Raw genomic sequence first — 11,251 nt, forward strand, 5'->3', positions numbered from 1 at the left:
CAACGCTTCATTGTAAGCCGACCAGTTCGTGGTCTTGTACTTCGTAGGGGCCCAACTGCTCATGCCATCCAGCTATCATGCTGGATTCACGCAGTGAATCCCTCACCCGATTTGTGCAACAAGGCCAGTTCGCGCCACCGTCGAGGTGGGTGCCTTCCGCCTGCTTGGCCTTGATGTAATCCGCGAATAGCCCTCGGAATGAAACGGGGGTAGGCTTTTTAGCCTTGGCTGTAGGCTGCCTGATGATCGGGTCTTTGGGTTGGCCGTCGAAAACCCCTTGATCGAGTTCTAGAGTGCGCTCGAGCCCTTCGATCTCTGCACGCATGATCTTCAGCGCCAGTTCGCGCCAGTCACGCGAACTCGGGCTGACATTCAGATGTTGTTGCTCGACGAAGGACTTCACGGCGGGGTCGACCAGGCGTGTCTCTCCGGAAATCAGCATGGTGCGAAGCGCCGCCAGCCTTCGTGCGCGATTCCGTTCGTCGTGGTGGCGTGTTCCGGCTAGCAGTTCGTAATCCGCCTGAACGTTGAAGGGCGCATAGGTGCCGAACTTCGCAGGATCGCTTTCACCCGCTTCGATCCGCTGCATGGTGCGTTCGAATTCCGCCTCGATCTCGGCCGGGGTGGGCATCGAGGCCCGTTTCTCTGCGTCACTGGCAAGCGTGCGTTGGTAGTGGTCCCATACGGCGCGCTGCGTATCGTCATCGGTGATTGCGCGAAGCGTGGTGTCCGGGGCTTCGCTACTGGCGGTTTCGGCTTGGGCAAAGGTGGTTGCGGCGTGACGCTGGCGTGCGCACTCGATCTGCGCGAGAAGGCGGGCGACGGCTGCTGGGTGGTTTCGTTCGGCCAGACGCCGATCTCCCCCAAGCGGTTCGGTAAGCTGCGTCCTGTTGTTGAAGAACGGTTTAAGCTCGACCGGGATCGAGATGCGCGCCCAGTAGCGCCCGTCTTTCTCTTTCCAGTGTCGAAGTTTCGCAGCCATCGATACCCCCATTCTGGCACCTGTTCTGGCACTTAGAATGGCACTAGCGCCTTGAGCACAAGGGGTTTCTTTTACATCAAGGGGATAGGATGGTGCTGCAGGAGAGGATTGAACTCTCGACCTCTCCCTTACCAAGGGAGTGCTCTACCACTGAGCTACTGCAGCGCCGCGCTGGTCGGCTGCGACCGTGGGCGGGGAATTAGACGACATCGCGCAGGCGTGCAAGCACAAACTTGCACCTTCTCTCGACACATTTTCACCGACAGGCTAGAGAGGGGGCCATGAACGAAAAGACCCCCGAAACCGGCCCCGGCAAGACCCGGGCAAAGGCGCCCTCCGAGGCGAGCCGCGAGGAGCGGCTGGCCGCCGCGCTGCGTGCCAATCTGGCGCGGCGCAAGGCGCAGGCGCGCGCGCGGGCCGCGGATGCGGGGGGAGATGAGGCGGAAGGAAACGAGTAGTGGACAGTATCATCGTGCGCGGCAACGGGCCGCTTTCCGGCCAGATCCCGATCGCGGGGGCGAAGAACGCCTGCCTCGCGCTGATGCCGGCGACGCTGCTGAGCGAGGAGCCGCTGACGCTCACCAACGCGCCGCGGCTGAGCGACATCCGCACCATGCGCCAGCTCCTCGCCTCGCTCGGCGCCGAGGTGACCGAGCTGCAGGAGGGCAAGGTGCTTGCCACCTCCTGCCACGGCGCGATCAACCCGGTCGCCGATTATGACATCGTGCGCAAGATGCGCGCCTCGAATCTCGTGCTCGGGCCGCTGCTCGCGCGGCTCGGCCATGCGGTCGTCTCGCTGCCCGGCGGCTGTGCGATCGGGGCGCGGCCGATGGACATCCATATCGACGCGCTCACCGCGCTCGGCGCCGAGATCGAGCTGAAGGAGGGCTACCTCCATGCGAAGACCCGCGGCGGGCTGAAGGGCGCGGTGCACGAGATGCGCTTCGCCTCGGTCGGTGCGACCGAGAACTTCCTGATGGCCGCGGTGCTGGCGAAGGGCACTTCGGTGCTGAAGAACGCCGCGCGCGAGCCCGAGATTGTCGATCTCGCGCAATGTCTGCGCGCGATGGGCGCCGAGATCGAGGGCGAGGGGACGTCGACGATCACCATCCAGGGCGTCGACCGGCTGCATGGCGCGACCCATCCGGTCGTCACCGACCGCATCGAGCTTGGCACCTACATGCTCGCCCCGGCGATCTGCGGCGGCGAGGTCGAATGCCTCGGCGGCAAGATCGCATTGGTCGAAAGCTTCTGCGAAAAGCTCGACGCCGCCGGGATCTCGGTCGAGGAAACCGCGACCGGGCTCAAGGTCAAGCGCAAGAACGGTCGGGTGAAGGCGGTCGATGTGGTGACCGAACCCTTCCCGGGCTTCCCCACCGACCTGCAGGCGCAGATGATGGCGCTGCTCGCCACCGCCGAGGGCACCTCGGTGCTCGAGGAAAAGATCTTCGAGAATCGCTTCATGCACGCGCCCGAGCTGATGCGCATGGGCGCGCGGATCGAAGTGCATGGCGGCCACGCCACGGTGCATGGCGTCGAAAAGCTCAAGGGCGCGCCGGTGATGGCGACCGACCTGCGCGCGTCCGTCTCGCTGATCCTCGCCGGGCTCGCCGCCGAGGGCGAGACGATGGTGAGCCGCGTCTATCACCTCGACCGCGGCTATGAGCGGGTCGAGGAAAAGCTGCGCGCGGTGGGCGCCCATATCGAACGGGTGCAGGGCGAATGACGGCACAGGGGCGGTCGCTCGAACTCTTCTTCATCGACGGCAATCCCGAGGGGATGCAGACGGCGGAAGTGTTCAACTGGACCGGCCATGTGCTCTATTTCCCGCGCACGCAGATCGCGCAGGCGCTGGTGCGCCCGGCCGCGCGGCATACCGGCGTCTATGTGCTCTTGGGCGAGGACGAGACCGGCCCGCGCGCCTATATCGGCGAGAGCGAGAATGTCGCGCAGCGGATCCGCACCCATGACGTCGAGAAGGACTTCTGGACCCATGCGGCGCTGATCACCACGCAGGCGAACAACCTGCACAAGGCGCATGTGAAATACCTCGAAGCGCGGCTGATCGAGGAGGCGAAGCGGATCCGCCGCGTTCCGCTCGCCAATGCCAATGTGCCCGCACGGCCCGGGCTTTCGGAGGCGGCGCAGGCGAATATGGAGGAGTTTCTCGCAACCCTCTTCATCGTGCTGCCGGCCTTGCGCATCGACGTGTTCGTCGATAGCGCGCGGAACGAACCCAACATCGGTGATCCGAGGCGCGCCGCAGAAAATGATCCGGTCTTTTTCATCAGAGGGAAAGGCACTGGTGCGGATGCGAGGGTTCGCCTCGTCAACGGCGAGTTCGTCGTCGAGAAGGGCTCATTCACACGCGGCAAGATTGATGACGCCAGGCATCCGACGGTCAAAAAGCTGCGCAAGGAACTTTTCGAAAGGGGGGTTCTGGTGGAGGACGGCGACCGGCTCCGCTTTGCCGAACCTTACGCATTCCCGACTCCTTCTGGCGCGTCTGGCGCAATCCTGGGGTATGGCAACAGTGGTTTCGAGCAATGGAAAACGGAAGACGGGACGAGCTACCGGGAATGGGAAGCGGCGCAGCTCGCCAGGCTTCCGCAGGAGGCAGAATGACTGACGCAAGCTTCGCCGATGGCGCCGAGGGGCCGCTCGCATTGCGCGCCGAGACGGCCGAGGATCTCGGCGTGATCGCGGCGCTGGTGCAGGATGCGGTGCTGCCCGTCACCGAGATCCGCTGGGAGGCGAAATCGCGCCGCCTCGCCCTCCTTCTCAACCGCTTCCGCTGGGAGGACAAGCCTGCGGCGGAGGCGGAAAAACGCCCCTATGAGCGGGTGCAGTCGCTGCTCGTGATCGCGGGCGTGACCGGCGTCGCCTCGCAGGGCTTCGACCGGCGCGACGGCGATCTCGTGCTTTCGCTCCTCGATCTCGGCTGGGAGCCGGGCGAGGAACCGGCGGGCCGGGTGATCCTGACGCTCGCGGGCGATGGCGCGATCGCGGTCTCGGCCGAATGCCTCGAGGTCGATCTGCGCGACGTGACGCGCCCCTATCGCGCGGTTTCGGGGCAGGCGCCCCGGCATCCCGAATGATCCGCCCCGCGCGCCCCGAGGATGCCGCGCGCATCTCCGAGGTGCTGATCGCCTCGATCACCGAACTTTGCGCCGCCGATCACCAGGGTGACCCCGCGCGTCTCGTGAACTGGCTTGCCAACAAGACGCCCGAGGGCGTCGCCGCGATGATCGCCGCTCCGGGCGGGCGGCTTTACGTCGCCGGGCATGACCGGATCGAGGCGGTGGGCGCGATCGAATGGGCGGGGCTCGCCCTCGAGGAGGGCAAGATCACGCTCCTTTACGTCCACCCCGAGGCCCGCCGGCAGGGCTGTTCCGCGGCGCTGCTGGCCGCGATGGAGGCCGAGCTCGTCGCGATGGGGCGCCCCCGCGGCCGGCTCACGGCGACCGCGACCGCCTTCGCCTTCTACCGCCACCACGGCTGGCACGCCGCCGGCCCCGCGCGCGAGGGCCGCTGGATCCTCGGCCATCCGATGGTCAAGGATCTCGGCTGACCCTCCCTCATCTTGCCTGAAATACCTCACGGGGTGAGACGGGAGGAAGCCGCCTTGCGGTGCAAGGCGGCCCCGTCGAACGGGCTGCCCGTGGCAGCCCCGGCATCGCCGCCCGCGTTGTGCCCACGAATGCTTGCCCCGGGCGCGGCAAGGCCTTAAGCCGAAGGCAAGAAGGAGCCTCCCGATGCCGCATTTCCTCACCACCACCGACGCCGATTTCGAAGCCCGCTTCACCGCGCTTCTGGGGATGAAGCGCGAGGACAGCCCCGATGTCGACGCCGCCGTCGCCGCGATCATCGCCGATGTCCGCGCGCGGGGCGACGATGCGGTGATCGACTATACCGCGAAATTCGACCGGCTGGCGCTCACGCCGGAGACGCTCGCCTTTTCCAAGGCCGAGATCGCGGCGGAAATCGCCCGCGTGCCGGCGGCGGAGCGCGCCGCGCTCGAACTCGCGGCCGAGCGGATCCGCGCCTATCACGCCCGCCAGATGCCGGTGCTGGAGGAACGCTGGGCCGAGCCCACCGGGGCCGAGCTCGGCTGGCGCTGGACGCCGGTTTCGGCGGCGGGGCTTTACGTTCCGGGCGGGCTTGCCTCCTATCCCTCCTCGGTGCTGATGAACGCGATCCCGGCGAAGGTCGCGGGGGTGGAACGCCTCGTCATCACCTGTCCGACGCCCGATGGCGTGGTCAATCCGCTGGTGCTGCTCGCCGCGGAACTGGCCGGCGTCGATGCGGTCTATCGCATCGGCGGCGCACAGGCGGTGGCGGCGCTCGCCTATGGCACCGCGACGATCACGCCGGTCGACAAGATCACCGGCCCGGGCAATGCCTTCGTCGCCGCGGCGAAGCGGCGCGTCTTCGGCAAGGTCGGCATCGACATGATCGCCGGGCCGTCGGAGATCCTCGTCATCGCCGATGGCACGGCGAACCCCGACTGGGTGGCGATCGACCTGCTCAGCCAGGCCGAGCATGACCAGTCGGCGCAGGCGCTGCTGCTCACCCCCGACGCCGATTTCGCGCGCGCGGTGACCGCGGCGGTGGAAAAGCGCCTCGAAACCCTCGCGCGGCGCGCGATCGCGGGGGCGAGCTGGGAGGATTTCGGCACGGTGATCGTCACCCGCGATCTGAGCGAGGCGGCGATGCTTTCGAACCGCGTTGCGCCCGAGCACCTCGAACTTTGCGTCGCGGATCCGGAGGCGCTGAGCCTCGAGATCACCCATGCCGGCGCGATCTTCCTTGGTCAGTGGACGCCCGAGGCGATCGGCGACTATGTCGGCGGGCCGAACCACGTTCTGCCCACGGCGCGCTCGGCGCGGTTCTCCTCGGGGCTCAACGTCATGGATTTCCTCAAGCGCACGACGCTTGCGAAGATGACGCCCGAGGCGCTGCGCGCGATCGGCCCCGCGGCCGAGACGCTGGCGAACTCCGAAAGCCTCGAGGCGCACGGGCTTTCCGTGCGCGCCCGCCTCGACGCGCTGAACGAAGGGGGGGCGTGATGTTCTGTCTTCTGTGCCCCGTGCCTGCCGTGCATCTACCCTCGGCGATGGAGACGTTCGAGCGCGAAGGGCGTGTCGCTTTCGGGTCTAATGCGACCGAACTCCTTCTGGGGCTCGACCTGAGCGGGGAGGGATATGTTTGGATCGCGGCCTCGTCGACGGGCGGGGGGGCGCCGGGTATCGACGTGGGCAAGGTCGTGCTCAAGGGGCGGCTTGCGGCGATCACTCCTCCGGGGCGCCGCGGCGGGCATCCGGACCCGCGTCTTCGTCCGGCCTCGACGCAGACGGATGACGCATTCCTCCTCTATTGGGAACTGAGCGCGTTCGAACGGGTTTCGCCTGCGCTCCCGCTTGCGCAGTTCAAGACGCGGGCCGGCAAGGCGCTGAGTGCCATGCCGCATGGTCCGACCCTGATCGCCTGCCCGGAGGAGATCTGACATGAGCCAGAGAATCACCCGTCTCGAGATCGACGATTCTGGCCTGCCCGCACCCACGCCCGAGATCGAGCAGGAGCGTCGCGTCGCGGTCTATGACCTCTTGGAGGACAACAGCTTCGCCATCCCCGGGCGCGAGGGCATCGCCGCGCCCGAGGGGCCCTTCGCGCTGCTGCTTGCCGTGCGCGACGGGCGGCTCGTGTTCGACACCTCGACCGAGGCCGGCGAGAAGGTGGCGGAGTTCCATCTTTCCTTTGGCCCCTTCCGGCAGGCGATCAAGGACTACTTCCAGATCTGCGAAAGCTATTTCGAGGCGGTGAAGAAGCTCCCGCCCTCCCAGATCGAGGCGATCGACATGGCGCGCCGCGGCATCCACAACGAGGGCGCGCGCATCCTGCAGGAGCGCCTCGAGGGCAAGGCCGAGATCGACATCGACACCGCCCGCCGTCTCTTCACCCTCGTCTGTGCCCTCAGCCCGGTAAAGTGATGCCCGCTCTCCCCCATTCGGTCCTGTTCTGCTGCGACTACAACGCCACGCGCTCGCCGATGGCCGAAGGGATGATGAAGAAGTTCTACGGCCGCGAGGTCTACGTTCAGTCGGTCGGCGTGAAATCGGAGATGGAGATCGACGGTTTCACCATCGCCGTCTGCGCCGAGATCGGCGTCGATCTGCAACGCCACCGGGCGCGCTCCTTCCACGAGCTGCAGGAATGGGGCGATGACCTCGGCGCCTTCGATCTGGTGATCGCGCTCACCCCGGCCTCGCTGCGCCAGGCGCAGGAGCTGGCGCGCTACAACCACCTCGAGGTCGACTACTGGCCGATCATGGACCCGACCGGGATCGGCGACGGGCGAGAGGCGCGCCTCGCCGCCTATCGGCAGACCCGCGACCAGATCCGCGACCATATCCTGAAACGCTTTGGCCCCCCCAGGGAGTGAACGATGCCCCGCACCCATGCCCTCGCCGTGATCTCGGCCTATTACGACGCTTTCAACGCCGGGGAGACCGCGGCGATGGAGGCGCTTTTGTCCGATGACTTCGAGCATCACGTGAACGAGGGGCAGATCCGCCGCGGGGTGGAGGCCTTCCGCGCCTTCAACGCCCATATGACGCGCTGCTACCGCGAGCATCTCGCCGATCTCGTGGTGATGGCGAATGACGCGGGCACGCGGGCGGCGGCGGAATTCGTGGTGCACGGCACCTATCTGGAGACCGACGACGGCCTGCCCGAGGCGCGCGGCCAGGGCTACGTTCTGCCCGCGGGCAGCTTCTTCTCGCTCAAGGATGGCAAGATTTCGCGGGTGACCACCTATTACAATCTCGCCGACTGGATCCGTCAGGTCTCGTGATGGAGATCCGCCGTCTCACCGGGGAAGCGCTCGATGCCGCGCTCGACGATATGGCGGCGCTGCGCATCGCGGTGTTTCGCGACTGGCCCTATCTCTACGACGGCTCGCTCGACTACGAACGCAAATACCTCGAAAGCTACCGCAAGTCGGCGGCGGCGCTGGTCGTCGGCGCCTTCGACGGCGCGCGGCTTGTGGGGGCGGCCACCGGCACGCCGCTCGAGGATCACGCCGAGGATTTCGCCGCCCCCTTCGCGGAGACCGGGCTGAAGCTCACCGATGTCTTCTACTGCGCCGAGTCGGTGCTTTTGCCCGATTACCGGGGCAGGGGGCTTGGCCACGCCTTTTTCGACGCGCGCGAGGATCACGCCCGCGCGCTTGGCCGTTCCTTTTCCGCCTTCTGTTCGGTGATCCGGCCCGCGGATCATCCGCTGCGCCCCGAGGGCTATCGCCCGCTCGACGCCTTCTGGCGAAAGCGCGGCTACGCCCCGATGCGCGGCACCGTGGCGCATTTCAAATGGACCGATCTCGGCGAGGATCGGCAAAGCGAGAAATCGCTGCAATTCTGGGGGCGTAAGCTATGAGACATGTCACGCTGGCCGCCGCCGCCTATCCGCTCGACCAGATCGCGGATTGGGAGGCCTATGCGGCGAAGATCCGGGCCTGGGTGCAGGGGGCGGCGCTGCGCGGCGCCGATCTGATGGTGTTTCCGGAATATGCGGCGATGGAGCTTGCGGCGCTCGGCGGTGCCGAGGTGGCGGCCGATCTCGACCTTGCCGTGGCGGAGGTGCTGCGCCACCGCCCGGCGATGGAGGCGCTGATCGAAGGGCTCGCGATCGAATTCGGCCTTTACATCCTCACCCCCTCGGGCCCCGCGCGCGAGGGCGTCGCGCTGCGCAACCGCGCCGTGCTGATGGGCCCTTCGGGGCGCGTCGGCGCGCAGGACAAGGCGATCATGACCCGGTTCGAGCGCGAGCTCTGGGGCATCGACGGCAGCACGGGGATGACGCTTTTCGAGACCGGGATCGGCAAGATCGGCGTGCTGATCTGCTATGACAGCGAATTCCCGCTGCTCGCGCGCAGCCTGTGCGAGATGGGCGCCGAGATCCTGCTCGTGCCCTCCTGCACCGACGCGATCGAGGGCTATTCGCGGGTGCGCATCGGCGCGATGGCGCGCGCGCTCGAAAATCAATGCGTCGTCGTGCATGCGGCGGTCGTCGGGCTGTCGCCCTGGTGCCCCGCCGTCGACGAGAACCACGGCGCCGCCGCGATCTACGGCCCGCCCGATACCGGCTGGCCCGAGACCGGGGTGATCGCCGAGGGGCTGATCGACGAGCCGGGCTGGGTCAGCGCGAAGGTCGACATCGACCGGGTGATCGAGAGCCGCTCGAATGGCGCGGTGCTGACCTTCGCGCATTGGCCCGAACAGCTCATGCGCGCGACGCAGATCGAGATTGCGCGGGAAAAGCCCCGCAATCCTTGACATTGGCCTTGATATTTGCCGCTTGCGGGCGCATTTATCCCGCGCCCGCGGAATCCAGCGGGCGTCCCAACTGGAGTGACCATGGCCAAGGAAGAAATGCTCGAATTCCCCGGCGTCGTGAAGGAACTCCTGCCGAATGCGACGTTCAGGGTCGAGCTGGAAAACGGCCATGAGATCATCGCGCATATGGCAGGCAAGATGCGCAAGAACCGCATCCGTGTTCTGGCCGGCGACCGGGTTCAGGTGGAAATGAACACCTATGACCTGTCGAAGGGTCGTATCAACTACCGGTTCAAGTGAAGCTGATCCTCGGCTCCGCGAGCCCGCGGCGACGCGAGCTTCTGGCCCAGCTCGGGCTGACGCCCGCCGCGATCCGCGCCCCCGACATCGACGAGACCCCGCGCAAGGGCGAGCCGCCCCGCGACTATGTCGCGCGCATGGCGCGGGAAAAGGCCGCGGTGCTCGACTGTGCCGCGGATGAGGTCGTGCTTTGCGCCGATACCACCGTCACCTGCGGGCGCCGCATCCTCGGCAAGCCCGCCGATGAAAAGGAGGCGGCCGAGTTCCTCTGGCTGCTTTCGGGCCGTCGCCACCACGTTCTGACCGCCGTCGCCGTGCGCTCGGCCACCGGGCTGCGCGAGCGGCTGGTCGATACCGTGGTGCGGTTCCGCCCGCTCTCGAACGAAGACGTGAACACCTATCTCGCCTGCGGCGAGTGGCAGGGCAAGGCCGGCGGCTACGCCATCCAGGGCCGCGCCGGCGCCTTCATCCCCTGGATCCAGGGATCCTTCACCGGCGTCGTCGGCCTGCCGCTCGCGGAAACCGCGACGCTGCTCGCCGCCGCCGGCATCCGTTGCGAGGAGGTCGCATGAAAGGCCGCATCGTCGTTCTGGGGGAGCTCCACGGGCTCGAGGCCGCCGCGCTGATGGTCGATGGCCAGCTTGAGGATCTGATCGTCGACAGCTCCGACGCGGTGGCGCTTGCGCCGGGCGCGATCTGCCGCGGCCGGATCGAGCGGCAGATGAAGGGGCAGGGCGGTGTCTTCGTCACCCTGCCGGGCGGCGAAAAGGGGTTCCTGCGCGACGCGAAGGGCCTCGCCCCCGGGCAATCGGTGCTCGTCCAGGTCTCCGGCGGGACCGAGCCGGGCAAGGCGCTGCCGGTCACGACGCGGCTCCTCTTCAAGGGGCGCTACGGCATCGTCACCCCCGGCGCGCCGGGGATCAACGTCTCCCGCCGCATCCATGACGAAGAGATTCGCGAAGAATTGCAAAGCCTTGCCGCCGGCGCGATGGCGGGCTCCGAGATGGGGCTGATCCTGCGTTCGGCCTGCGAGGGCGCGGAGGAGGGCGACATCGTCGAGGAAATCTCGGGCACCCGCGCGCTCGCCGAGGCGGTGCTCGACGATCTTTCCGGCGCGCCCGAGCTTCTGGTCGATGCGCCCGGACCGCAGGAAGAGGCCTGGCGCGAATGGGCCGATCCCGCGCCCGACGAGGTGGTCGAAGGGTTCGAGGCGCATGGCGTGCTCGAGGCGGTCGATGCGATCCTTTCGCCGCGCGTGGCGCTGCCCGGCGGCGGCCACATGATGATCGAACCGACCCGCGCGCTGATCGCGGTCGACGTGAACACCGGGCCCGACACTTCGCCCGCGGCGAGCCTGAAGGCCAATATCGCCGCCGCGCGCGACCTGCCGCGGCAGCTGCGCCTGCGCGGCCTCGGCGGTCAGGTCGTCGTCGATTTCGCCCCGATGCCAAAGCGCGACCGCGCCACGCTCGAACAGCAGCTGCGCGTCGCCTTCAAGGGCGAGGCGGCGGAAACGAGCCTCGCCGGCTGGACGCCGCTTGGCCTTTACGAGCTGGTGCGCAAACGTGACCGCGTGGCGCTTGCGGGCCTTCTGGAGGGGCGCGCATGAGCTGTCCGATCTGCGGCAAGGCGGCGG

16 protein-coding genes and 1 tRNA gene are annotated in these 11,251 nt (G+C 67.4%); 15 read left to right on the forward strand and 2 right to left on the reverse strand.

Annotated features, from left to right (window positions below; all coding sequences use genetic code 11):
- Nucleotides 1-7: 7 nt before the first annotated feature.
- Together AB7U46_RS16570 and AB7U46_RS16575 are read right to left on the reverse strand one after the other, a co-directional pair.
- A complete protein-coding gene (locus AB7U46_RS16570; RefSeq protein WP_428338094.1) occupies nt 8-982 on the reverse strand; it encodes a hypothetical protein in 975 nt (324 codons plus the stop codon).
- A gap of 90 nt (nt 983-1,072) precedes the next feature.
- Nucleotides 1,073-1,147 (reverse strand) — tRNA-Thr (locus AB7U46_RS16575).
- 116 nt (nt 1,148-1,263) lie between these two features.
- On the opposite strand from AB7U46_RS16575, the gene AB7U46_RS16580 reads away from it, so the two are divergent.
- From AB7U46_RS16580 to AB7U46_RS16650, 15 genes are all read left to right on the forward strand, one after another.
- Nucleotides 1,264-1,440 carry a hypothetical protein gene (locus AB7U46_RS16580; RefSeq protein WP_428338095.1) on the forward strand — a complete coding sequence of 59 codons (177 nt, stop codon included), beginning with the start codon at nt 1,264-1,266 and terminating at the stop codon, nt 1,438-1,440.
- Entirely contained in the window at nt 1,440-2,708 is a 1,269-nt protein-coding gene (murA, locus tag AB7U46_RS16585; protein WP_428338096.1) for a UDP-N-acetylglucosamine 1-carboxyvinyltransferase, read from the forward strand. Before AB7U46_RS16580 ends, murA begins: the two co-directional genes overlap by 1 nt.
- A gap of 68 nt (nt 2,709-2,776) precedes the next feature.
- The gene (locus tag AB7U46_RS16590; protein WP_428338097.1) at nt 2,777-3,607 is read left to right on the forward strand and encodes a GIY-YIG nuclease family protein; all 831 of its coding nucleotides are present in this window, start codon (nt 2,777-2,779) and stop codon (nt 3,605-3,607) included.
- The gene (locus tag AB7U46_RS16595; RefSeq protein WP_428338098.1) at nt 3,604-4,080 is read left to right on the forward strand and encodes a DUF2948 family protein; all 477 of its coding nucleotides are present in this window, start codon (nt 3,604-3,606) and stop codon (nt 4,078-4,080) included. Before AB7U46_RS16590 ends, AB7U46_RS16595 begins: the two co-directional genes overlap by 4 nt.
- Nucleotides 4,077-4,553 (forward strand): GNAT family N-acetyltransferase, encoded by a 477-nt coding sequence (locus AB7U46_RS16600; protein ID WP_428338099.1) that lies wholly within the window; start codon nt 4,077-4,079, stop codon nt 4,551-4,553. The genes AB7U46_RS16595 and AB7U46_RS16600 overlap by 4 nt, the downstream gene beginning before the upstream one ends.
- 184 nt (nt 4,554-4,737) lie before the next feature.
- The gene (hisD, locus tag AB7U46_RS16605; RefSeq protein WP_428338100.1) at nt 4,738-6,051 is read left to right on the forward strand and encodes a histidinol dehydrogenase; all 1,314 of its coding nucleotides are present in this window, start codon (nt 4,738-4,740) and stop codon (nt 6,049-6,051) included.
- Complete coding sequence (locus AB7U46_RS16610) at nt 6,051-6,488, forward strand: hypothetical protein (protein WP_428338101.1); 438 nt, start codon at nt 6,051-6,053, stop codon at nt 6,486-6,488. Before hisD ends, AB7U46_RS16610 begins: the two co-directional genes overlap by 1 nt.
- Nucleotide 6,489: 1 nt before the next feature.
- On the forward strand, nt 6,490-6,972 hold the full coding sequence (locus AB7U46_RS16615; protein ID WP_428338102.1) for a UPF0262 family protein: 483 nt from the start codon (nt 6,490-6,492) through the stop codon (nt 6,970-6,972).
- Nucleotides 6,972-7,424, forward strand: coding sequence for a low molecular weight phosphatase family protein (locus tag AB7U46_RS16620; protein ID WP_428338103.1), 453 nt, complete (start codon nt 6,972-6,974; stop codon nt 7,422-7,424). The genes AB7U46_RS16615 and AB7U46_RS16620 overlap by 1 nt, the downstream gene beginning before the upstream one ends.
- A 3-nt stretch (nt 7,425-7,427) precedes the next feature.
- Nucleotides 7,428-7,835: a ketosteroid isomerase-related protein gene (locus AB7U46_RS16625; RefSeq protein WP_428338104.1), complete on the forward strand. Its 408-nt coding sequence runs from the start codon at nt 7,428-7,430 to the stop codon at nt 7,833-7,835.
- Entirely contained in the window at nt 7,835-8,416 is a 582-nt protein-coding gene (locus AB7U46_RS16630; protein ID WP_428338105.1) for a GNAT family N-acetyltransferase, read from the forward strand. Before AB7U46_RS16625 ends, AB7U46_RS16630 begins: the two co-directional genes overlap by 1 nt.
- Nucleotides 8,413-9,315, forward strand: a complete 903-nt coding sequence (locus tag AB7U46_RS16635) for a carbon-nitrogen hydrolase family protein (RefSeq protein WP_428338106.1) — start codon at nt 8,413-8,415, stop codon at nt 9,313-9,315. The genes AB7U46_RS16630 and AB7U46_RS16635 overlap by 4 nt, the downstream gene beginning before the upstream one ends.
- Nucleotides 9,316-9,396: 81 nt before the next feature.
- Nucleotides 9,397-9,615 carry a translation initiation factor IF-1 gene (infA, locus tag AB7U46_RS16640; protein WP_096430625.1) on the forward strand — a complete coding sequence of 73 codons (219 nt, stop codon included), beginning with the start codon at nt 9,397-9,399 and terminating at the stop codon, nt 9,613-9,615.
- Nucleotides 9,612-10,187, forward strand: coding sequence for a Maf family protein (locus tag AB7U46_RS16645; RefSeq protein WP_428338107.1), 576 nt, complete (start codon nt 9,612-9,614; stop codon nt 10,185-10,187). The genes infA and AB7U46_RS16645 overlap by 4 nt, the downstream gene beginning before the upstream one ends.
- Nucleotides 10,184-11,224, forward strand: a complete 1,041-nt coding sequence (locus tag AB7U46_RS16650; protein WP_428338108.1) for a ribonuclease E/G — start codon at nt 10,184-10,186, stop codon at nt 11,222-11,224. Before AB7U46_RS16645 ends, AB7U46_RS16650 begins: the two co-directional genes overlap by 4 nt.
- Nucleotides 11,225-11,251: the final 27 nt, after the last annotated feature.

It is taken from the genome of Paenirhodobacter sp., from assembly GCF_050177655.1.
GTDB lineage: Bacteria > Pseudomonadota > Alphaproteobacteria > Rhodobacterales > Rhodobacteraceae > Rhodobacter.